This is a genomic window from Aeromonas popoffii (assembly GCF_000820025.1).
Lineage (GTDB): Bacteria > Pseudomonadota > Gammaproteobacteria > Enterobacterales > Aeromonadaceae > Aeromonas > Aeromonas popoffii.
Window position 1 is genome coordinate 102,343 of record NZ_CDBI01000074.1, and the last position, 22,754, is coordinate 125,096.

Annotated in this window: 22 protein-coding genes; 20 read left to right on the top strand and 2 right to left on the bottom strand. The window is 57.5% G+C overall.

What is annotated here, in order from left to right; translation table 11 throughout:
* Positions 1 to 188: 188 nt before the first annotated feature.
* Positions 189 to 3,356, bottom strand: a complete 3,168-nt coding sequence (gene rne / locus BN1129_RS15690; RefSeq protein WP_042037728.1) for a ribonuclease E — start codon at positions 3,354 to 3,356, stop codon at positions 189 to 191.
* Positions 3,357 to 3,769: 413 nt separating this feature from the next.
* On the opposite strand from rne, the gene rluC reads away from it, so the two are divergent.
* Together rluC and BN1129_RS15700 are read left to right on the top strand one after the other, a co-directional pair.
* Entirely contained in the window at positions 3,770 to 4,714 is a 945-nt protein-coding gene (gene rluC, locus BN1129_RS15695) for a 23S rRNA pseudouridine(955/2504/2580) synthase RluC (RefSeq protein WP_209418522.1), read from the top strand.
* Complete coding sequence (locus BN1129_RS15700; RefSeq protein WP_042037731.1) at positions 4,714 to 5,361, top strand: HAD family hydrolase; 648 nt, start codon at positions 4,714 to 4,716, stop codon at positions 5,359 to 5,361. The genes rluC and BN1129_RS15700 overlap by 1 nt, the downstream gene beginning before the upstream one ends.
* Positions 5,362 to 5,441: 80 nt before the next feature.
* On the opposite strand, the gene BN1129_RS15705 is transcribed toward BN1129_RS15700, so the two are convergent.
* A complete protein-coding gene (locus BN1129_RS15705; RefSeq protein WP_042037732.1) occupies positions 5,442 to 6,023 on the bottom strand; it encodes a Maf family protein in 582 nt (193 codons plus the stop codon).
* A 269-nt stretch (positions 6,024 to 6,292) separates the two neighbouring features.
* On the opposite strand from BN1129_RS15705, the gene BN1129_RS15710 reads away from it, so the two are divergent.
* The 18 genes from BN1129_RS15710 to BN1129_RS15795 all read left to right on the top strand — a co-directional run bounded on the left by BN1129_RS15710 (position 6,293) and on the right by BN1129_RS15795 (position 22,722).
* Complete coding sequence (locus BN1129_RS15710; protein WP_042037734.1) at positions 6,293 to 7,522, top strand: MdtL family multidrug efflux MFS transporter; 1,230 nt, start codon at positions 6,293 to 6,295, stop codon at positions 7,520 to 7,522.
* Positions 7,523 to 7,524: 2 nt separating this feature from the next.
* The gene (gene yidZ, locus BN1129_RS15715) at positions 7,525 to 8,493 is read left to right on the top strand and encodes an HTH-type transcriptional regulator YidZ (protein WP_042037735.1); all 969 of its coding nucleotides are present in this window, start codon (positions 7,525 to 7,527) and stop codon (positions 8,491 to 8,493) included.
* 99 nt (positions 8,494 to 8,592) lie between these two features.
* Positions 8,593 to 9,258 carry an START domain-containing protein gene (locus BN1129_RS15720; protein WP_042037737.1) on the top strand — a complete coding sequence of 222 codons (666 nt, stop codon included), beginning with the start codon at positions 8,593 to 8,595 and terminating at the stop codon, positions 9,256 to 9,258.
* A gap of 1,298 nt (positions 9,259 to 10,556) precedes the next feature.
* On the top strand, positions 10,557 to 11,078 hold the full coding sequence (yceD, locus tag BN1129_RS15725; RefSeq protein WP_042037738.1) for a 23S rRNA accumulation protein YceD: 522 nt from the start codon (positions 10,557 to 10,559) through the stop codon (positions 11,076 to 11,078).
* A gap of 19 nt (positions 11,079 to 11,097) precedes the next feature.
* Positions 11,098 to 11,265 carry a 50S ribosomal protein L32 gene (rpmF, locus tag BN1129_RS15730; RefSeq protein ID WP_005311492.1) on the top strand — a complete coding sequence of 56 codons (168 nt, stop codon included), beginning with the start codon at positions 11,098 to 11,100 and terminating at the stop codon, positions 11,263 to 11,265.
* Positions 11,266 to 11,274: 9 nt separating this feature from the next.
* Positions 11,275 to 12,294, top strand: a complete 1,020-nt coding sequence (gene plsX / locus BN1129_RS15735; protein WP_042037740.1) for a phosphate acyltransferase PlsX — start codon at positions 11,275 to 11,277, stop codon at positions 12,292 to 12,294.
* A gap of 7 nt (positions 12,295 to 12,301) precedes the next feature.
* Entirely contained in the window at positions 12,302 to 13,261 is a 960-nt protein-coding gene (locus BN1129_RS15740) for a beta-ketoacyl-ACP synthase III (RefSeq protein ID WP_042037741.1), read from the top strand.
* A gap of 72 nt (positions 13,262 to 13,333) precedes the next feature.
* A complete protein-coding gene (fabD, locus tag BN1129_RS15745) occupies positions 13,334 to 14,269 on the top strand; it encodes an ACP S-malonyltransferase (protein ID WP_042037742.1) in 936 nt (311 codons plus the stop codon).
* A 13-nt stretch (positions 14,270 to 14,282) separates the two neighbouring features.
* Positions 14,283 to 15,017 (top strand): 3-oxoacyl-ACP reductase FabG, encoded by a 735-nt coding sequence (gene fabG / locus BN1129_RS15750; RefSeq protein WP_042037743.1) that lies wholly within the window; start codon positions 14,283 to 14,285, stop codon positions 15,015 to 15,017.
* Between the two features lie 157 nt (positions 15,018 to 15,174).
* Entirely contained in the window at positions 15,175 to 15,411 is a 237-nt protein-coding gene (acpP, locus tag BN1129_RS15755) for an acyl carrier protein (RefSeq protein ID WP_005300909.1), read from the top strand.
* Between the two features lie 81 nt (positions 15,412 to 15,492).
* Positions 15,493 to 16,734 carry a beta-ketoacyl-ACP synthase II gene (fabF, locus tag BN1129_RS15760; protein WP_042037744.1) on the top strand — a complete coding sequence of 414 codons (1,242 nt, stop codon included), beginning with the start codon at positions 15,493 to 15,495 and terminating at the stop codon, positions 16,732 to 16,734.
* Positions 16,735 to 16,754: 20 nt separating this feature from the next.
* Positions 16,755 to 17,609, top strand: a complete 855-nt coding sequence (gene pabC / locus BN1129_RS15765) for an aminodeoxychorismate lyase (protein WP_042037745.1) — start codon at positions 16,755 to 16,757, stop codon at positions 17,607 to 17,609.
* Complete coding sequence (gene mltG / locus BN1129_RS15770) at positions 17,599 to 18,600, top strand: endolytic transglycosylase MltG (protein ID WP_042037748.1); 1,002 nt, start codon at positions 17,599 to 17,601, stop codon at positions 18,598 to 18,600. The genes pabC and mltG overlap by 11 nt, the downstream gene beginning before the upstream one ends.
* Positions 18,600 to 19,241, top strand: a complete 642-nt coding sequence (gene tmk / locus BN1129_RS15775) for a dTMP kinase (protein ID WP_042037749.1) — start codon at positions 18,600 to 18,602, stop codon at positions 19,239 to 19,241. The genes mltG and tmk overlap by 1 nt, the downstream gene beginning before the upstream one ends.
* Entirely contained in the window at positions 19,226 to 20,173 is a 948-nt protein-coding gene (gene holB / locus BN1129_RS15780) for a DNA polymerase III subunit delta' (protein ID WP_042037750.1), read from the top strand. Before tmk ends, holB begins: the two co-directional genes overlap by 16 nt.
* A 25-nt stretch (positions 20,174 to 20,198) precedes the next feature.
* Positions 20,199 to 20,978 (top strand): TatD family hydrolase, encoded by a 780-nt coding sequence (locus BN1129_RS15785; RefSeq protein WP_042037751.1) that lies wholly within the window; start codon positions 20,199 to 20,201, stop codon positions 20,976 to 20,978.
* Between the two features lie 363 nt (positions 20,979 to 21,341).
* A complete protein-coding gene (locus BN1129_RS15790; protein ID WP_244463070.1) occupies positions 21,342 to 22,283 on the top strand; it encodes a tyrosine-type recombinase/integrase in 942 nt (313 codons plus the stop codon).
* A gap of 34 nt (positions 22,284 to 22,317) precedes the next feature.
* Positions 22,318 to 22,722, top strand: a complete 405-nt coding sequence (locus tag BN1129_RS15795; protein WP_244463067.1) for a DUF3653 domain-containing protein — start codon at positions 22,318 to 22,320, stop codon at positions 22,720 to 22,722.
* Positions 22,723 to 22,754: the final 32 nt, after the last annotated feature.

The window sequence follows — 22,754 nt, forward strand, 5'->3', positions numbered from 1 at the left end:
GGCGACTATTTTCGCGTATTGGCAGACTTGCGAGGAGAAGGCGTGGCTTTGGCGTGACAGAGTGCTTGATGAGCAAAGTGAAAAACTATGGGGAAAGGCAGGGGGTCAGTGACACCAGAGTCCACACTGAAGATAAAAAAGAGCCACACAGTGTGTGGCTCTTTTCCATCAGGCTAGCTGGTTGGCAATCAAGGACGACCAGCCGGGCTGGTTGCCACGTTGACAGCAGCCGTGCTGCCGCCATGACGGCCAGAGCTTGCCACATCATTGCGCACCAGCGGTGCCTGCTCGACAGGCGCACGCTCAGGCACGGCAGGGGCCGCCGCCGGCGTTGCCATCGGGGCAGAAGCCTTGCGGGCACCCGCCAGCAGACCGGCACCTTTCTTAGCCTGGTTGACCACGGGCGCAGCAACGGCAGCGGGTGCTACCGGTTCTGCCTGGGCGACCACGGCTACGACTGGCTCGGCAACAACAGGTTCAACAACCTGGGGCGCGGGTTCAGTTGCAGGTGCAGCTTCCGCGACAACGGGTGCAACAACCTCGGCAGCCACCTCGATGACAGGTGCGACTGTGGCAACGACGTCGTCAGGTGTGGCAACGACGTCGTCAGCAGGTGTGACAACGACGCTCACTTCGGCAACCACAGGCGTGGCCACCACGTCAGCGACAACCGGCTTGGCAGCAACAACAGGGGCTGCTTCCGGCTGGGTGTCGGTCACAACAGGGGCGGCGGTTACCACGGCTTCTGCTTGCTCACGGGCTTCTTCGGCAACAGCTTCCACCACCACATGCTCGGTCAGTGCAGCAGAGGCTTGTACGGCGGCAGCAATGGCTTCGGCGCTCGGGATTGTGATGACGGGCACTGCCGGCTCTTCCACTTTCACCTGAGCCGCATCAGCCTGCGCGGCCGTGGTCAGGATAGTGGAGTCTGCTTGCTGCTCGTCATCATCGCGCTGACTGCGGGCATCTTCGTTGATGCGCTTGCGACGCTGACCTTCGATACGCTGGCTGCGCGGCGTACGACGGGAACGACGCTGGCTGTCGGCCTGTTCGTCACTCTGTTCCACTGTGTCAGCGGTATTGGCCACGGTAGCAACCGGCTCATCAGTCGGCTGGGTAGCAGGTACATCGGCACGGATCTGCTTGCGCAGTTGACGACGCTCGCGGCGTTCGGCGACTTTCTGCTCTTTCTCCTGCTGAGGCTCGGCACTGACCACGGCAGTTTCAACGGCGTCGACCGCTTCAACGACCAGCTCTGCACGGGGCTCACGCGGTGCGCGGGGCTCACGAGCAGGACGCGGGGCACGCGGTTCGCGTTCCTGGCGAGGTTCGCGGGGCTCACGTTCCAGGCGCTGTTCTGTGCGGACTTCACCGCGGGCTTCACGTTCCTGACGGGGCTCACGCTCTTGACGCGGTTCGCGTTCTTTACGCGGACGACGATTGCGGTTTTCACCACCCTCGCGATTGGCCGCGCCTTCGCGCTTCTCGCCAGCTTCTGCCGTGTTGCGGTTGCTGCGGTTGTCGTCACGACGGGGGCGCTGACCACGGCCACGGTTTTCATCACGCTGATGACGGTGACCTTCATCCTTGCGCGCTTCCCGCGGCGCAGCCGGTTTCTCGGCAGGCGCCTTGACATCGCTCGGGGCGGCATCGCCAGTAAACAGACCCGAAATGGCCTTGAACAGCTTGCCAAACAGACCCGCTTCGGCGGCAACCTGTGGCTGTGCTGTGACGGGCGCAGGTGCAGCAGGGGCGGCCGGTTGAGGAGCCTGGACGAAGCCTTGCAGCAGCGGTTGCTCGCGCTCGATCACCTGAGCCTGCTTCGGCTGGTAGACCGGCTTGGCAATCTCGGTTTTGAGCTCGTAGCTGGCCGCTTCCGGGATCTCGTTCTGACGAATACGGGTCACTTCATAGTGCGGGGTTTCCAGATGCTGGTTCGGAATGATGTACAGACGTACTTCATTACGCTGTTCCAGACTGGCGATGGAGGCGCGCTTCTCGTTGAGCAGATAGGCGGCAACATCGACCGGCACCTGAGCATGAACCTGCTCTGTGTTGTCCTTCATGGCCTCTTCTTCGATGAGACGCAGGATGGACAAGGCCAGTGATTCGTTGTCACGGATGACGCCCTGACCCTGGCAACGGGGGCAGATGTGGCTGCTTGACTCGTTGAGGGAGGGACGCAGACGCTGGCGGGACATCTCCAGCAGACCGAAACGGGAGATCCGGCCCAGCTGGATGCGGGCGCGGTCCTGATGTACGGCTTCACGCAGACGGTTTTCCACTTCGCGCTGATGGCGAACCGGCGTCATGTCGATGAAGTCGATCACGATCAGACCACCCAAGTCACGCAGACGCAATTGACGGGCAATTTCGTCGGCCGCTTCCAGGTTGGTTTGCAGCGCAGTCTCTTCGATATCGCCGCCCTTGGTGGCGCGGGAGGAGTTGATATCGATGGAGGTCAGCGCTTCGGTCGGGTCGATGACGATGCTACCGCCGGAGGGCAGGCGTACTTCGCGCTGGAAAGCCGACTCGATTTGGCTCTCAATCTGGAAGTGGTTGAACAGGGCGACTTCACCCTTGTACAGCTTCACGCGGTTGAGGAAATCGGGACGAACCAGCTCGATGTGAGCACGGGCACGTTCAAAGATGACAGGGTCGTCGATCAGGATCTCGCCGACATCGCGACGCAGGTAGTCACGAATGGCGCGCACGATCACGTTGCTTTCCTGGTGGATAAGCACGGGAGCGGTACGGTCCTGTGACGCCTTGTGGATGGAGTCCCAGTGGTTAAGCAGAACGTTCAGATCCCATTCCAGCTCTTCCGGGGATTTGCCCACACCGGCGGTACGCACGATGAGGCCCATGCCGTCCGGCACTGTCAGTCCGTTCAGGGCTTCTTTCAGTTCAGTCCGTTCATCACCCTCGATGCGGCGGGAGATACCACCGGCACGGGGGTTGTTCGGCATCAGCACCAGGTAGCTACCGGCCAGGCTGATAAAGGTAGTGAGGGCTGCACCCTTGGTGCCACGCTCTTCCTTATCGATCTGGACGATCACTTCCTGGCCTTCGCGGACCACTTCTTTGATGTTGGGACGACCCTGATAGGAGTAACCGGAGGGGAAGTAATTGCGGGCGATCTCCTTCAATGGCAGGAAACCGTGACGCTCAGCGCCATAGTCGACAAAAGCAGCTTCGAGACTGGGTTCTACACGGGTGATTTTACCCTTGTAGATGTTCGCTTTTTTCTGCTCGTGTCCCGGACTTTCAATATCCAAATCGTAGAGCTGTTGTCCGTCAACAAGCGCTACGCGCAACTCTTCTTCCTGAGTCGCGTTGATTAGCATTCTTTTCATTGAGTTCTCGTTATTTTGTCATTTTGATTTCCTCCACAGGATCCTGCCGGCGCCGGCCTCGGGTCTTCAGCATACTTGGGCAACCTCCCGGTTGGGGTATGCATGAGGCGCAAACTAAGGGCGCTCTGGTTCGGCCTTCTCGAGAAGGCATGAATTAAGGATGCCGGTGTGGAGACAAATAATCGGTTCTGTTTGTGTTCTCCATGCGCTGTACCTCGCACCCGGGAACCGTCATGTTCTTGTATACACGGTGTTTCGGGATTGGGTGGCATAAATTTTGGCCACTTAGTACAAGGCTTGAACACAATGACAAAACCTTGTTTATTATCCCATTTAAACCACTTTTATAGCAAGGTGCCATTTTTCAACAAAGCATGCAGCCAAGGGCCGCCGGCGGTGTTAAAATCCGCGCCATGACACAGATACAACAACAAGTGCGGCTGCTCACCATCGAAGCTGAGCATGAAGGGCAGCGCATCGACAATTTTCTCAAGACTCAGCTAAAGGGCGTCCCCAAGAGCCTGATCTATCGCATCCTTCGAAAGGGGGAAGTGCGCGTTAACAAAAAGCGCATCAAACCGGAATACAAACTCTGCCCAGGCGACGAGGTGCGGGTCCCCCCCGTGCGGGTTGCCGAGAAAAACGAACTGCCCTCAGCCAACCTCGGCAGCATTCAGCGTCTGGAGAGCCAGATCCTGTTTGAAGACGACGCCATGATAGTGCTCAATAAACCGTCCGGCATGGCTGTGCACGGTGGCAGCGGCCTGAGCTTCGGTGTCATCGAGGGGCTGCGCGCTCTGCGCCCGGATGCCCGTTTCCTGGAGCTGGTACACAGGCTCGATCGAGATACCTCCGGCGTGTTACTGGTTGCCAAGAAGCGCAGTGCCCTGCGCAGCCTGCATGAGCAGTTGCGAGTCAAGACCATGCGCAAACAGTATCTGGCGCTGGTGCGCGGCCAATGGCAGCCCCACGTCAAGGTGGTCAATGCGCCGCTGCGCAAGAATGATCTGCAATCCGGTGAACGGGTGGTGCGGGTCAGCAGTGATGGCAAGCCATCTGAAACCCGTTTCCGCATCGCCCGTCAATTTGCCGAGGCGACCCTGGTCGAGTGCAGCCCAATCACGGGTCGTACCCACCAGATCCGGGTGCATACCCAGCATGCCGGTCATCCGATCGCCTGTGATGACAAGTATGGGGAAGCGGCCTTTGACGAGAAAATGCGTAGCCAAGGGCTGAAACGGTTGTTTTTGCATGCCTGGAAGCTGAGCTTTACCCACCCGGTCGATGGTCGCGAGATGCAGGTGGAAGCCCCGCTCGCACCAGAACTCGACAACTTCCTGAACAAGCTGGCTCGCTGATGAAAGAGGTCCGACTCGCCATTTTCGACTGGGACGGTACCCTGATGGACTCGGTGGGGCGGATTGTGGCCTGCGTCGCGGGGGCGGCTCGCGATTGCGGCGAGCCGGTGCCCACTGCGATAGAGACACATCAGATCATAGGGCTCAGCCTGGAGGTCGGCATTCCACAGCTGTTTGCGCTGGCGCCGGGTGGCGAGCGGGCCTACGCCCTGATCGCCCGCTATCGTCACCATTATGTGCATGATGGCACGCCCAGCCCGTTGTTTGCCGGGGCGAGTGCGCTGCTGCACCACTGGCACGGGCAGGGGATTGCGCTGGCGGTGGCCACCGGTAAGTCTCGCCGTGGCCTGGATCGGGTGCTGGATGATACCGGACTGCGGCCGCTGTTTGCCGCCAGCCGTGGCGCGGACGAGGCCAACTCCAAACCCGATCCCCTGATGCTGACGCAAATTCTGGATGAGCTGGGCTTAGCGGCGCACCAGGCGGTGATGATTGGCGACTCCATCCATGACATGGCGATGGCAGAGGCGCTGGGCATGCCGCGGATCGGGGTGAGCTGGGGCGTGCACGACAAGCGCCGGTTGCAGGCACATGATCCGCTTGCCGTCGTCGATACCATGGATGAGCTCAAGCGGTTGCTGGGCTAGCGCCTTGCCACATGTCTGATGAAAAGATGAAAAACGGGAGCCTTGGCTCCCGTTTTTCATTGCTGGGCATATCGTTCCCCTCAGGGGAGGGTGAGGCCATGGCGTTCCAGCAGCTCGATCAGACCGATCAGTGGCAGGCCGATCAGAGCGTTGGGATCGCGCCCCTCCAGCCCCTTGAACAGCACTATCCCCATACCTTCACATTTGAAACTGCCCGCGCAATCAAGGGGCAGCTCAGCCTCTACATAGCGGCGAAGGGCGGCTTCATCCAGCGTGCGAAAGTGCACAGTGAAAGGTTCTACCAGCTGTTCAGTCCGGCCGCTGGCGGCATCCAGCACGCACAGGCCGGTATAAAAGGTGACGCTGCGGCCCTGTGCAGCCATCAGTTGTGCCACCGCCTTCTCCACCGTGCCCGGTTTGCCCAGAATCTGACCGTCGCAGACACACACCTGATCGGACCCTATGATCAGCCCTTGATCAAATCGGTCGGCAATGGCGTTTGCTTTGGCATGGGCCAGCCGCGCTACCAGCGCTTCGGCAGATTCGCCGGGCAGGGGAGACTCATCTACCTCGGGGGCCGCACATTCAAAAGGAAGGCCGAGTTTTTCCAGCAGGGCTTTGCGGTAGCGGGAGGTGGAGGCGAGGATCAGCTCTGTTGGCATTGTGATGTCCTGGTTCTATGCAGTCAGGCGCCGATGGTATCGCCCCGCCGTGAGCCGGGCAAATACCTGATGGGATTTTCGTGTTTGACATGATCTGCCGGTATCGCCGGATGGAGTCCGTGTGCTTGCAGTGAGCAGGGAGCATGACGCCCCTCGGTTTCCAAATTGGAAAGTGCCGTTATCGACTCTTTCATCGGCCTCTTCCCTATAGTGACAGGCTTATCCGACTGTCATGCCTTGGGTGACAGTCCGCTACTGCTGGAGTTGTCATGCGTCCCTACCTTGTTTGCAGTTTTTTGATGATCACCCTCTACCCGGTGGGCATAGATCTCTACCTGGTCGCGCTCCCCCAAATCGGGGGCGCGCTAGCGGCCAGCGCGGCACAGCTGCATACCGCGTTTTCAGCCTATCTGTTTGGCATGGCTGCTACCGTGTTGGTCGGCGGACTGCTGGCTGACCGATATGGTCGCAAGCCGGTGATCCTGGCGGGCGCCCTGATCTTTGTGCTGGCCTCGCTGGCGGCCGGCAATGCCGACTCGATCACAGTATTTCTACTGGGCCGCATCGGTCAGGGGATAGGGGCAGGCACCCTCTATATCATGACCTTTACCGTGCTGCGCGATGTGCTGGCGCCGGCCCGGCTGGCGGCTGTCCTGTCAATGATCAACGGCATCATTTGTGTGATCCCCGTGCTGGCGCCTCTGCTCGGTTATCTCATTCTGGCCCGCTTCGACTGGCCAGCCATCTTTCAGGCCATGGCCCTGCTCGGCGCCGTGGTGGGATTGGTGACTCTGCTCTGGCTGCGGGAGACCCGCCCAGAGGAGGGCAGGCAGGCCACTGGCCATCCTGCCGATCGCCTCGGGTTTCTGCGTTCGAAGCAGTATTTGTGGATGTGCGGCCTGACCAGTACCGGCATGACCTGCATCCTGACCTATGTCAGTACCTCGCCCATGATATTGATGACGGAGATGGGGCTGGATACCGCCGGCTACGCCGAGATCATGATGGCGATGGCCGTGATCAGCATGATCACCTCCTTTCTCAATCCGGTGTTGATCCGCCGGTGGGGCAAGGAGAGGGTGCTGGCCTGGGCCCACGGCGCCTTGGGGTTGGCACTGCTGTTGCTACTGGCTTCCCGGCAGGAGGCGCTGTTGATGGCGCTGGCCCATGATGGTTCATCGCAGCTGTGGGCGCTCTGGCTGATCCGTTTTGGCTTTGCCTTCGTTTGCATCGGTTTTTCCGCCAGCTTCGGCATCGCGATGGGTGAGGCCCTCGCCAGTTGCCAGCGCCATATTGCTCTGGCCAGTGCAACCCTGTGCATTATTCAGATAGCCAGTTCAGCGCTCTATATCTGGCTGATGGGCTGGCTTGGTCTGGCACCCCTCTTGTTACTGGCTTATTCGCTCCTGCTTGCCGTGCTACTCTACCTCGCCTTTCGCATCATGGGGCCTGTTGTCGACCAGGCGCCCTGCGATCCCCAGCCCGTGGAGAACATCTGATCATGCGCCCCCTGGTCGAACTCGATCTCAATTTGTTGGTGGTATTCAGGCTGTTGCTGCAAGAGCGCAGCGCGACCAAGGCGGCCAAACGGCTCAATGTGACGGCGCCGACGGTCAGCAAGGCGCTGGCTCGCCTGCGCGACTGGTTTGATGATCCGCTCTTTATCCGCACGCAGCGGGGGCTGGAACCCACCAACCTGTCGCTGAGACTGGAAGAGGAGCTCAAGGAGTGGTTTCAGCTGTCGGGCAACATAGCCTCCCTCTGCGGCAACGCGATTCCGGAAGGCGCAGCCTTCAGGCTGGTGTTGGAATCTCCCTTTTACACCAGTTTTCTCAACAGCTTGCCCATGGTTATCTACGAGAAGTACTGCAAGTCGACCATCAAGGTGATGAACTGGGATCACCACTCCCTCAGCGACATCATCAATGGCGATGCCGATCTCGGTTTCTGTGCCCGCGAGACGCACCCTGGCTCCTTGGCCCGTGTCAACCGCCTGCCTTATTACATTGATCACGAGGTGTTGTTCGAAGACAGACCCGTGGTGTTCTTGCGCAAAGATCACCCTCTGCTGGCCCGCACGTGGAGCCTGGACAATGTTCTCGCCTACCCCCATGTGAGCGTGGTGTGGGAGGCCAGCGATGCCTGGGCGCTCGACAGCCTGCTTGATGATGAGGGACTCAGCCGACGGGTACCGATCCGGGTCTCCAGCTTCGAACAGGCGCTGCACATTGCCGCCCAATCGGCTCACGAGCTGATCGCGGTCGTGCCGTCCTATTGTGCCAGCTATGCCAGCTTGCATCACGACAACCTGATCTCCTTGCCACTGCCGCTGGAGGAAACGCTGTATTGCCAGCTCGACATCGCTTTTATCCTGCTCTGGCACAAGCGCAACAACCACAATACCAAGGTGCTCTGGCTGCGAGACGAGATAAAGCGGCTCTACCATGAGCACGTGGAGAAGCCCGGCTAGCCACCATCTTCCCGGGACATGTCGGCCCGCCAGCAGACAGACCTCCCTGTCAGTCGAAAAGCGGCTATAAGCATAAGCAGGATCAGGAGAGGGCATCAGATGACAAAACATGGAATATGGTTGCTGTGGCTGCTCTGTTTACCGGCATGGGGACAAGGGTGGCAACTGCAGACGGGGGAGGCCGGCATCTTGCTATGGACCCGCGCTCACCCACCGGGGGCATTTGTGGCCCTGCGCCTGGAAATGAACGTAGCGGCGCCCCCATCCGCCTTGCTGGCCGTGCTGCGCGATACTAGCCGTCATCAGGAGTGGCTGCCACATAGCCTGGAGGTGCGTGTGCTGGCAAAACCAGCGCCCGATGAAGATTTGGTGTATACCCGCTTGTCAGCACCCTGGCCTGTGCAGGAGCGAGAGCTGATCACACACTCTCGCCTGCTGCGCAACGCCGATTGCAGCCTGCAACTGACGGTCTGGGCGGTACCCGATGCACTGCCGCCCCATCTGGGGCGAGTGCGGATCCAAGCCAGTGAAGGGCGCTGGGAGGCATTGCCACAACTCAATGGCACCACCCTGGTGCGTCTTGAAACCTACACCAACCCGGGCGACAGCCTGCCGAGCTGGATCATCAATCCAATTGCTACCGAAGCGGCGCTGGACAGCTTTCGAGCCATTCGCCGGCTGATGGAAGCCATGCCACCCCAGCCCTGTGCGTGTGCGCTGCAACATCCGGCGGGCAAGTGGCAGTCATGCCAGGTCATTCCTTGACGACGGTCTTTGTTCAGGCTTGCGTCTTGATGTGTATTCTCCAGGTTTAAGCCGGAGGCACCATTCAGATGTTGTTTATCAAGAGCTCGCCTTTATCTTTTCACTGCCCGGTCATCCGGGTAAATAGTCGGTAGCTCCTATCCATTTTTCATGAGGGACAGTATATAGCGGCAAACTCATGATATTTATCATGCTTCGTTTATTCCCTGCCTTTATCGTCACAGTGGCATATAAGCGCTTGTCAGCTGTGTTGACCGAGGGTGGCCACATTAAAGATCTCGTTCATTTTCAGATCAGGTTTTAACGACTCTTTTGCTTGGTCGTCGTTTCTGGCACCAGCCTCTTCATCCATCAGATTTGAATTGCGGTGATAGTTACTATCTGACCTTATCAGGAAATATCATGAAGCCATCACATATTCTTGCGGCCCTGTTGTGCTGGTCACAGGACGTGATGGACGCCGTCGTAGCTGATTAGACGCCCAGAGACCTTGTGAGCCTGACGCTGATGAAACGGGGTGCCCGTGCAGGCGCCCACATTGAAATCATAGGGGAGGGTATTGATACCCAGTGATGGTGGTGGTCACACGCCAGCAATGCTGGTGCATTGAATTGGCGGTGGAGGTTTTCAACCATTATCTTATGCCAGATATGTCATGTCATCAGAATGCTGTATATAAACTATTTCCCATCACATTTATATGTGCATGTTAATGCTGTTTCACCTTCGCCAGTTATTCATTGTGCCTTGATGAGCGTGATAAAGGCACCCGTGCCCAGCAAGGTTCAATTTGCTTCATCAGTGGCTGGAGATAAGATCCTGATGGTAACGACAGGAGCGGCCTGAATGAAAGACGGTCATGAGCTGTCGCATGAAAGATCGCCCTCCCTTGTATCTGTGAGCCGGCATCCTCTCACTGTTACATCAAGGGGGGTTGGATTGAGATGGAAGAATCGGCCCTCATGACGAGCGCTACCGCCAGATAAACATGATCAGTTGCCAACAGGCATTACCCGCGGCGGATGAAGGGGGCTGGACCATGTGCCGGTCATGTGACGACAAGACTTCGGACCCGCACACCTGAGTTGGCAACAAGAAACCAGATCAGTGAGGCCGAGGCACACGCGATATGTGCCGAATGCAGGCAGGATCCTGTGTAGGATCCTCAGGTTTATGGCATAATCAGCCACCGATGAGAACAAATCCCGGCATCTCAGGGACTTGTATGGTTAAAATCATCGGCGGTAAGGACTTTTTCCTTTGACTATCAGTTGTTGGACCTATAATATTCGCGCCCTATGCAAAAGGTGAAGTTGCCCGTTAAGGTTGATCCAGTCCGTAATGCCTTGAAGCTGCTCGACTATGTCGGGATAGTGGAAAAGTCGCAGATGCCCAGGCTGGAGGCATCAACCGCAGGCTTGCAGAGTGATGTCGATGTATCACTGCACTTTGGCAAAGATGTCCAGAAGTTGACCGTTATGAAAGGCACTGCCCATGCCAAGGTTGACCTGGTTTGCCAGCGTTGTGGAGATACATTCGAACACCTTTGTGAAGCTGATTTTATCTACACTCCGCTGTTTGAAAAAACAAACGAGGAAGAACTGCCGGAAGCTTATGAGCCCATTGAGTTGGACGAAAACGGCGAGATAGATCTTCATCAAATCCTGGAGGATGAACTCATCCTCTCGTTGCCTCAGGTGGCGATGCATCCGGTGGATGCTTGTCCGCGCGGTAACATGGAGATGACTTGGGGTGATATCAAACCTGCTGATGAGCGGCCGAATCCCTTTGCAGTTCTTGAAGAGCTTAAACGTAAGTGAATCTAGGAGTTAGCCTACAATGGCCGTACAACAGAACCGTAAAACCCGTGCCAAGCGTGGCATGCGTCGTTCACACGATGCGCTGACCAGTGCAGCTCTGACTGTTGATCAGACCAGTGGTGAAATTCATCGTCGTCACCACGTGACTGCCGATGGTTTCTACCGCGGTAAAAAGGTAATCGCTTAAGGATTGCCTTTGTCTACGCAAACTGTCGCGCTAGACATAATGGGGGGAGATATTGGCCCCTCGGAAACAGTGCCTGCCGCCGTGCAGGCACTGTCTCTTTTGCCCCAGTTAAAACTGATCCTGGTCGGTGATCAGCACCAGACTACCTCCTTGTTGCAGCAACATGGCTTGCTGACTCATCCTCGCGTTCGTTTCGTACATGCATCCCAAGTGGTTGGCATGGGCGACAAGCCGATCGTGGCGCTGCGTACCCTGAAAGATTCCTCCATGCGGGTCGTGCTCAATCTGGTGAAAGCGGGTGAGGCCGATGCCTGCGTCAGTGCTGGCAATACCGGCGCCCTGATGGCCATGGCCAAGTGCGTGCTCAAGTCCCTGCCCGGCGTCGACAGACCCGCGCTCATCAAGGCGCTGCCGACCTTGAGCGGCAAGCGTACCGTGATGCTGGATCTGGGGGCCAATGTCAGCTGCGATGCTGACACCCTGCTGCAATTTGCGGTGATGGGCTCAGTGGTGGCCGAGAAGGTGGAAGGCATTGCCTTTCCCCGGGTCGCCTTGCTCAACGTCGGGGAGGAGGAGATCAAGGGCAACGATCTGGTGCGTCACAGCGCCGAGCTGCTGCGTCAGTGCAGTGCGCTCAATTTCGTCGGCTTCGTCGAGGGGGATCGCATCTTTAGTGGCGAGTGCGACGTGATTGTCTGTGACGGTTTTGTCGGTAATGTTGCCCTCAAAACGGCGGAAGGTGTGGTACGGATGATGGCCCAGTTGGCCGGATATCCCCGCAAGAAACACAGTTTTCTTGGCCGTATCGCCGGATTTATGTTCAAACGGCGTTTTTCTTACCTGAACCCCGACCAGTATAACGGCGCAAGTCTGTTAGGATTGCGCGGCATTGTGGTAAAAAGCCATGGGCGAGCCGAACGGCGCGCTCTGTGTAATGCGATCCTGCTGGCCGCACAAGAGGCCAAGCATCAACTTCCATTGCAAATAGCAGATCGCCTTGAATCTGTCTTTTCCGACAGGGATCTATAAGAACTCTATGCATAGCAAAATTCTGGGTACTGGCAGTTATCTGCCGAGTTCAGTGCGTACCAACGCCGATCTCGAGCAAATGGTTGAAACCAGTGATGAGTGGATCGTGGAACGTACCGGGATCCATGAACGCCGTATTGCCGGTGCCGACGAAACCGTCGCCACCTTGTCTCACCAGGCCGCCCTGCGCGCCCTGGATGCTGCAGGTCTGACCGCAGCCGATCTCGACATGATAGTGCTGGCCACCACCAGCGCAGAGAACGCCTTTCCGGCCGCAGCTTGCGAGCTGCAGGGGCTGCTCGGCGTGCCTGGCATCCCCGCATTTGATGTGGCGGCCGCCTGCGCAGGTTTCACCTACGCACTCTCCATTGCCGATCAATTCGTCAAATCCGGCGCAGCCCGCCATGTGCTGGTCGTCGGTGCCGATGTGCTGTCCCGCATGTGCGATCCGCAAGATCGCGGCACCATCATCATTTTCGGGGATGGTGCCGGCGCTGTGGTGATTGGTGCCAGCGAGACGCCTGGGATACTGTCGACCCATCTCCATGCCGATGGCCGTTATGGCGATCTGCTCAAGCTGCCACACCCTCGTCGTGGCATGCCGGGAGCCGAACTCGAAGCCTACATGTATATGAAGGGCAACGATGTGTTCAAGGTGGCGGTCACCCGTCTGAGCGAGCTGGTGACTGAAACCCTGGCCGCAGCCGGTGTCGAGCCGAGCGAGCTCGACTGGTTGGTGCCACACCAGGCCAACTTCCGCATCATCAGCGCGACGGCCAAGAAGCTCGGCATGAGCCTCGACAAGGTGGTGCTGACCCTCGACAAGCACGGCAACACCTCTGCCGCCTCCGTGCCCATCGCCTTCGATGAAGGGGTGCGCGACGGCCGGATCAAACCGGGTCAGCTGGTGCTGCTGGAGGCCTTCGGCGGTGGTTTTACCTGGGGCTCGGCGCTGGTTCGCCTCTGATCTTCAGCGGGATGGGGCCCTGCGCCATCCCGCGACCGATTTCGTTTTCGTCTTACCTTAAAGGAATCAATGATGACCCAATTTGCCATTGCCTTCCCGGGACAAGGCTCCCAAACTGTCGGCATGCTGGCCGAGCTGGCCGAGCAGCACGGCGTGATCAAGGAAACCTTCGCCGAGGCGAGCCAGGTGCTGGGTTATGACCTGTTTGCCCTGATCATGGATGGTCCGGTTGAAGATCTGAACAAAACGTGGCGCACCCAGCCAGCGCTACTGACTGCCTCCGTCGCGCTCTGGCGTCTGTGGCAGCAGCAGGGTGGGGCGACCCCCGCCATCATGGCCGGCCACAGTCTGGGGGAATATTCAGCCCTGGTGTGCAGCGGTGCCTTGGCCTTTAGCGATGCGGTCAAACTGGTTGAGCTGCGTGGTCTGGCCATGCAGGAAGCCGTACCGGAAGGCACAGGCGCCATGGCTGCCATCATAGGTCTGGATAACGAGGCCATCGCCGCCAACTGCGAAAAAGCAGCGCAAGGTCAGGTGGTCTCCCCGGTCAACTTCAACTCCCCGGGCCAGGTGGTGATCGCCGGTCACAAGGAAGCGGTTGAGCGCGCCAATATCTTGATGAAAGAGTCTGGTGCCAAGCGCGCGCTGCCGCTGCCGGTCTCTGTACCCTCTCACTGCGCTCTGATGAAACCTGCTGCAGAAAAACTGGCAGCTGCGCTGGACGGGATCGAGATCAAGGTTCCAACCATCGCAGTCATCAATAATGTCGACGTATCCTGTGAACAGGATCCGGCTGCCATCAAGCAGGCCTTGGTGCGTCAACTGTTCAGCCCGGTCCGTTGGTCCGAGACGGTGGAGCGGATGGCCAATGAGGGTGTCGTGCTGGAGATCGAGATGGGGCCGGGCAAGGTATTGACCGGGCTCGCCAAGCGCATCGACAAGCGAGTGGAAGGCATCCACGCCAACGATGTCGCCTCTTTCGAGCTGGCATTGGCCCAGTCCAAGTAAACAGGAGCAGATCATGAGTTTTACCGATAAGGTTGTGTTGGTGACCGGTGCCAGTCGTGGTATCGGCCGGGCGATTGCCGAAACATTTGTGGCCCGTGGCGCAAAAGTCGTTGGCACTGCGACCAGCGAGAGCGGCGCAGAGGCTATCAGCGCCTATCTGGGTGAGCAGGGCTGTGGCATGGCACTGAACGTGACCAGTCAGGAATCCATCGAAACTGTCTTCGCGGCTATCAGGGCACGCTTTGGCGAGATCGACATTCTGATCAACAATGCCGGCATCACCCGCGACAACCTGTTGATGCGCATGAAAGATGATGAGTGGAATGAAATCATCGACACCAACCTGACTTCCCTCTATCGTTTGAGCAAGCCAGTATTACGCGCCATGATGAAGAAGCGTCATGGCCGGATCATTAGCATCGGCTCAGTGGTCGGTACCATGGGCAATGCGGGCCAGGTCAACTATGCCGCCGCCAAGGCGGGTCTGGTTGGCTTTACCAAATCGTTGGCACGGGAAGTGGCATCCCGTGGTATCACAGTGAACGCGGTTGCGCCCGGTTTCATCGAGACCGACATGACCCGTGCCCTGAATGACGATCAACGTGCCGGCATCATGAATCAGGTGCCTGCTGCCCGTTTGGGCGATCCAAAAGAAATTGCCGCAGCTGTGGTATTCTTGGCGTCTGATGACGCCGCCTATATCACTGGCGAAACCCTGCATGTTAATGGCGGGATGTACATGGTGTAATCAATTTGTCGTGAGATCTGTTCAAATTTGCGATAGTACGCCGAAGTTTGGCGAATTTCGTGGTTTGACCAGCGGCAAGCTACTTGCAAACTCACGTCAATTGAATAAACTACCCCAACCAGACGCAATAGCGTATTTTTAAAGGAAAATTCAGGTCATGAGCAACATCGAAGAACGCGTAAAGAAAATCATCATCGAACAACTGGGTGTTAAAGAAGAAGACGTTAAAAACGCTGCCTCCTTCGTCGACGACCTGGGCGCTGACTCTTTGGATACCGTTGAACTGGTAATGGCGCTGGAAGAAGAATTCGATACCGAAATTCCTGATGAAGAAGCCGAGAAGATCACCACTGTTCAAGCGGCTATCGATTACATCACCGCTAATCAGGAATAAGTTCCTGTTCTGAAAGAAGCGGCCCAAGGGCCGCTTCTTTTATATTGACCCCTTTCAAAATAGCTCTCGGAGACTAGCTCAGTGTCAAAACGCAGAGTCGTGGTGACCGGCCTGGGGATGCTTTCCCCGGTGGGCAACACTGCCGAATCCAGCTGGCAAGCCCTGCTCAACGGGCAGAGCGGCATTTCTCCCATCGAACACTTTGATGCCAGCGAGTTTGCGACCCGTTTCGCAGGCCAGGTTAAAGAGTTTGATCCCGAACAGTACGGCATCAACCGCAAAGAAGCCCGCAAGATGGATCCCTTCATCCAGTACGGTGTGGCTGCGGGGATCCAGGCACTGGAAGACTCGGGTCTGGTGATCAACGAAGCGAACGCAGAACGGGTTGGTGTGGCCATAGGTTCCGGCATCGGTGGTCTGGGTCTGATCGAACAGAACCACAGCAGCCTGATTAACGGTGGCCCGCGCAAGCTGAGCCCCTTCTTCGTACCGTCCACCATCATCAATATGGTGTCCGGTCATCTCTCCATCATGAAAGGCCTGCAAGGCCCTAACATAGCCGTGACTACTGCCTGTACCACGGGTACTCATGCCATCGGCATGGCTGGCCGCATGATCGCCTACGGTGATGCGGACGTGATGGTAGCCGGTGGTACCGAGAAAGCCTCTACCCCGATGGGGATGGGCGGTTTTGCAGCGGCCAAGGCGCTTTCTACCCGCAACGACGAGCCGCAAAAGGCAAGCCGTCCGTGGGACAAGGATCGCGATGGTTTCGTGCTGGGTGATGGCGCCGGTGTGCTGGTGCTGGAAGAGTACGAACACGCCAGGGCCCGTGGCGCCAAGATCTACGCCGAGCTGGTCGGTTTTGGCATGAGTGGCGACGCCTACCACATGACAGCGCCCCCTGCTGATGGCAACGGTGGCGCCCGCGCCATGAAAAATGCCATCAAGGATGCCGGCATTGCGCCCGAGCAGATTGGTTACATCAATGCCCACGGCACTTCCACCCCGCTGGGTGATGTGGCTGAGCTGCGCGGCATGAAATCAGTGTTTGGCGAGCACGCCACATCCCTGATGATCAGCTCCACTAAATCCATGACGGGTCACCTGCTGGGCGCTGCCGGCGCCATCGAGGCGATCATCACAGTGCTGGCGCTGCGTGATCAGGTGGCTCCACCCACCATCAATCTGGATAACCCGGATGAAGAGTGCGATCTGGATCTGGTGCCCCATGTGGCCAAGCCAGGCAGCTTCGAGTACGCCCTCTCCAACTCGTTTGGTTTTGGCGGCACCAATGGCTCACTGATCTTCAAACGCGTATAATTCGCCCCGGGGCGGACAGTATGGGCCCGATACGTCAGTATCGGGCCTTTTTTATCGGAGGGATCCTTTTGTTTATCAATGGAGTATCGACAGACCTCTTGTCCGCCAGGGATCGTGGGCTGGCATACGGGGATGGTCATTTCACCACCATGCTGATCAAGCATGGTCAGGTTGTCTGGTGGTCGGCTCATCTGGCTCGCCTGCAGCAGGCCAGTGCCAGACTCGGGTTTGCCGAGATGGACTGGTCAATCCTGACCCGCGAGGTGGCGCAGCTTGCCGCCGGTCAGACGCAAGCTGTCGCCAAGGTGATGCTGACCCGTGGCATCGGTGGTCGAGGTTATGACGGCAGTGGCTGCCAGACGCCGACCCGGATCGTCTCCCTTGCCGATTACCCGAGCCACTATCAGGGTTGGCAGCAAAACGGCATTCCACTGCTGGTTTGCCAGCAACGGCTCGGTGATGCCCCCATGCTGGCAGGACTCAAGACCCTGAACCGGCTGGAGCAGGTGTTGCTGAAAAACGAACTTGCAGCGCGTTCGGGAGTCGAAGGTATAGTCTTGAACAGTCGTGGATTTCTGGTAGAAGGTGTCAGTGCCAATCTGTTTTGGCGCCGAGGCAAGACGGTGTTTACACCGGATCTTGCTCACTGCGGTATTGATGGCATCATGCGGCGGCATGTGATGGGAATGCTAAAACAGATGAGTATTGAACTGCGTGTCGTGGAGGCTCCACTGGAGTCACTGTGGCAGGCCGAAGAGGTATGGCTGACCAATACCCTGATGGGCATAGTGCCGGTGAACGGCATTGGGGATACCCAGTATCCCAGCCCGGTATTGATCCGCCGTTTACAGGAGCGTTTGGTCATTGAAGTTTAATCGGCTTTACACCTTGCTCGCGGGCGCGGCACTGACAGTCGCCGTGGCCGGGGGCTATGTACATTACAAATGGCAGCAGGTGGAGACGCTCCCCAACAAGGGGCCGACGCGCCTCTTTACCGTCGAGAAGGGCGCCCACGCGGCGCGCCTGATCGCCGAGCTGGGGGAGGGGGAAACCAGCCCCTGGGCGGTACGCCTTTGGCTGCGAGGCCATCCCGAGCTGGTTGCCATCAAATCTGGCACCTACGAGATCAAGGAAGGGGCCCCTCTCAAAGAGACCCTCGCTCTGTTCGCCTCCGGCAAGGAGTTTCACTTCAGCCTCACCTTCGTCGAGGGTTCCCGTTTTGAGGATTGGTTGAAGCAGCTCTCCGGCGCACCTTATCTGGAGCGGCTGACCGTAGAGCAATCTGAAGCTGACCTGGCCCAAGAGCTGGGCATCGAAAATGGGAAGCTGGAGGGCTGGTTCCTGCCGGAAACCTACGCTTATACCACCCATGCCAGTGACATCTCTATTCTGCGTCGCGCTAATCAGGACATGAAAGCCTTCCTGCAGCAGAGTTGGGACAAGCGCCAGGCCAATCTGCCCTACAAGACCCCTTATGAGGCGCTGATCATGGCCTCTATCATCGAAAAAGAGACGGGTCAGCCAGACGAGCGGGCGCAGATCGCCTCCGTGTTCGTCAACCGCCTGCGTCTTGGCATGAAGCTGCAGACAGATCCCACCGTCATCTATGGGGTCAAGGATCGCTACGATGGCAATATCCGCCGTAGTGACCTGACAGATGTGAATCCATACAACACCTATGTGATCAACGGCCTGCCACCCACGCCCATCGCCATGCCGGGCAAGGCCTCCATCGAAGCGGCGCTCAATCCCAAGTCGACCGACTATCTCTATTTTGTCGCCAAGGGGGGCGGTGCCCACTATTTCTCCAAGACCCTCGATGAACACAATCGGGCGGTTCGCGAATACATATTGAAGAAGCCCTAATGTCTAAATTTATTGTGATTGAAGGACTGGAAGGGGCAGGGAAGAGCTCCGCGGTGCGCTATGTTACCGATTATCTGCAACGCCACGGCATAGACCAGATCGAATGCACCCGTGAGCCCGGGGGAACCCCGCTGGCCGAGCGGATGCGCGCCATCGTCAAGGAAGTTCACGACGAGCGTCTCACCATCGAAGCCGAGTTGCTGCTCATGTATGCCTCCCGGGTGCAGCTGGTCGAGACCCGGATCAAACCGGCACTGGCTGAAGGACGCTGGGTGGTGGGAGATCGCCACGATCTCTCCTCCCAGGCCTATCAGGGCGGCGGGCGTGGCATTGATGCGGGGCTCATCGGCGCCATCAAGCTGGCAGTGCTCGGTGACTTCAAGCCGGATCTCACCCTTTATCTCGATATCGATCCCGCTCTTGGTTTGCAGCGTGCCCGTCATCGTGGCGAGCTGGACAGGATCGAGCTGGAGCAGATCAGTTTCTTCGAGCGCACGCGCAGCCGTTATCTCGAACTGGCCGCCAAAGATGATTCCATTCGGGTGATCGATGCCGGACAAACTCCGGATCAGGTCAAAGCTGCCATTGAGGTTGCACTGGACAATTACTTATCGAACAAGCCTCTATGTATCCCTGGTTGATCCCGGATTGGCATGCCCTGAGTCAGACGGCCCAAGCCGGTCGGCTGGGCCACGCCTGGTTGTTGCTCGGCGATCCCGGGCTTGGCAAGGAGCAGCTTGCTGAACGATTGGCGCGTTTGCATCTTTGCCAACAACCGGATCGGGGGGAACCCTGCGGCCAGTGTCACTCCTGCCAGCTGTTTGACAAGGGACATCACCCGGATCTTGGTACCCTGCCTGCTGAGAGCAAGACCATAGGGGTCGAGGCTATACGCGAGATCTGTGCTCGTCTGCAGAACTCGGCCCAGCTCGGTCGGGGTAAGGTGGTGATCATCCCTGATGCGGAGCGCATGACGGAATCCGCCGCCAACGCCTTGCTGAAAACCTTGGAGGAGCCAGCCGGGGACAGCCTCTTGCTGCTGATTGCCTCTCAGGTTTCCCGTCTGCTGCCTACCATACTGAGCCGCTGCCACAAGCACGTTTGCCAGTTGCCAACGGAAGGGGAGACGGTGCGCTGGCTGGCCGAACAGGGTCACCAGGCCACATTGGCCCAGGTACGGATCTGTCAGGGAGCACCGCTACGGGTGTTGCGCTACATAGAAGAGCAGCAAGATGGCAAACGTCGCGAGTTGCTGGGGAGTTTCGTCTCCCTGTCACTGACCCCGACCCGGGCCACCCATGTCTGCAGCCAGCTGGCGGATGAAACTCAAGTCAGGCTGCACTGGTTGCAGCTGTTTTTGTGTGATGCAATCAAGACTCAGGCTGGCTGCGGTCATCATCAGCTGGCGATGCCGGATCTGGCGGCCCTCAGCCAGCAGTTGGCCGAGGGCAACTCCAGCGAAAAATTGCTGGAGGCGGAGCAGCAGCTCGTGGCGCTTAAGGCTGCCTGCCAACCTGGGCAGCTTTCCAATCCCACCATTCATTTGATGAACTGGCTCAGCCGCTGGTTATAAATCTGACAAGACGCAAAGGTTCTTTATGTTACTCGTTGATTCCCATTGCCACCTCGATCGCCTCAGCTATGGCAGCAAGCAGACCAGCATGGCTGATGTGCTGGCCAAGGCCGCGAAACTGGACGTGGGATATTTTCTCTGTGTCAGTGTGACTCAGGCACAGTTCCCGATCATGCTCGAGGCGATCGCTCCTTATCCCCAGGTGTTTGCTTCCTGTGGTGTGCATCCGCTCAATCAGGAACCCGGTGTTGATGCGGCGTTATTACTGACGCAGGGCGCAGATGACAGAGTGGTGGCCATAGGGGAAACCGGGCTCGACTACTTCTACTCGCCAGAGAACAAGGAGGTGCAACAAGCCTCTTTCCGCGAACACATCCGCGTCGCTCGCGCCTTGAACAAGCCGCTGATCATTCACACCCGTGATGCCCAGCAAGATACCCTGCAGATCATGCGTGAGGAGGGGGCCGATCAGGTGGGTGGTGTGTTGCACTGTTTCACCGAGTCCCTCGAGATGGCCCAAGCCGCGATGGCGATGGGCTTTTATATTTCCATTTCCGGCATAGCGACCTTCAAGAATGCATCTGCACTGCAAGAAGTGGTCAAGGCATTGCCGTTGGCGCGCTTGCTGGTCGAAACAGACTCTCCCTATCTTGCTCCTGTTCCTCATCGGGGGAGGGAGAACGAGCCCGCCTTTGTCCGAGATGTTGCTCAGTTCGTTGCCGACCTTCGCCAGATCTCGCTGGCCGAGCTGGCGGATGCGACGAGCCAAAACTTCTTCGAGCTGTTCAAGCTGGCAAAAAAGTAAACGAAGAGGCCCCGGATAATGGGGCCTCTTTATTTCAAATAATCAGCATCCTTTCCCTCGACAGTATTACCAATGCCATCTGTTATCTCTCACTGACATGAATATCAGCCTATTATAAGCAGGCTTATTCAAGACGATGCTAGGCAGGAGAACATGGAGGTTCAATGAGGTTTAATTCAGGATCTTTTAAGTATCGATAATATTCATTATCGATACTTGATGTCTAGGGTGGATCCTGTAAGATCCATTTAAACTTTATATGAATCAAAGCGTTCTGTGGCATATCCAACCCTATCCGGCTCGGCATACCAATCACTGCAAACCGTCTTCGATGCCCAGCTAAATTCTCGGGCACGCCGCTTTTTGCGCGGTGCAAAAGCGGATTCCACCCTCAATGCCTATCAGGCTGATACCCGTATTTTTGTCTTCTGGTGCCTATTGCACGGGCTGGATCCGCTGCAAACTACCCATCACGACATCATGAACTTTCTGGCTGATCAGGCCGACGGGGTATTGGCTGACTGGGTATGGCTGGATAAAGAGGAGGGCAAAGGGGAACTGCGCAACGGCGAACCTCGAAAACCTGCAACCTTGGTGAGACGTCTGGCGGGGATCCGCTATGCCTTCAAGCAGAAGGGCATCCATCCCATGCCGACCGAACATGCCGAAATCAAGGAGATGATGCGCGGTATTGTCAGGTTGGGGGATAACCGCAAACGCAAAACTGGCGCCCTGACGCTGCAACCATTGACTCAGGTGCTGGATGGCATCGACACTACTGCTCTGGCGGGCCTGCGCGATCATACCCTGCTGCTCTTGATGTTCAGTGGCGCCTTGCGCCGCTCGGAAGCGGCCCGAATTGAAGTAAGCGATCTCGATTTTGTGGGGCAGGGGATCCGCCTTCGCCTCAAACCGAGCAAGCATCAGCTCCATGAAACCGAGATAGCCCTGATCCCTGGCAAGCACTATTGTCCCGTGTCGGCACTGCAGAACTGGCTGCGCAAAAGCCGGATCAGCGACGGGCCGCTGTTTCGGCGGATGAACCGCTGGGGTCAACTCATGACAGAACCACTCGGTCCCCAGGGTATCAACCTGATGATCAAGCGCCGAACCGGTCAAACCATCGACGATCTCTACGTCAGTGGCCACAGCCTGCGACGAGGATTCATTACCTCGGCAGTCACCGCTGGCAAGCCCATGAACAAGATCATCGAGGTGACTCGCCACAAGGACATGCGTACCCTGCAGGAGTATTTCGATGATGCCCACAAATTCTCCGATCATGCGCTGGATGGCTTGTTGTAACAGATACTCCGCGCAACTGTACAGATTACGTTAAATGAAGACTCAAACTACGCCGCGCTGGAATAAGCCAGCTTTTGATGGTTTGAAGAGCATGGACAGAGCAATAACCAAAAACTTCATTTTTCGCTGGTTTGAATGCGGATTTAACAAGGAAGAAACCGCAAAACTATGTTTTGTTTCTGTGATGGAGGTCACATTGTGGGATGAGGGAAAAGAGATTCCCGCGATATGTAAACGGGTCATGAGGATGGCAGCAGGAAGGGAACTCCCCTCAATTTTCGAGCGGTACTGGCATGGATGGAGAATGTCTGGATACCACCTCATCACTCCGGCGGGTTCACAGATGACCCGGCAAAGGCTGGAGCTGATCGACATGATGGGCGCAGAAACCTTCAAGCGGTGGCAGTCGCCAAGGAAGAAATACCGGTATTACAGGTAATAGCCTAGGAGCGCTAAGGCGTTTACCTACCT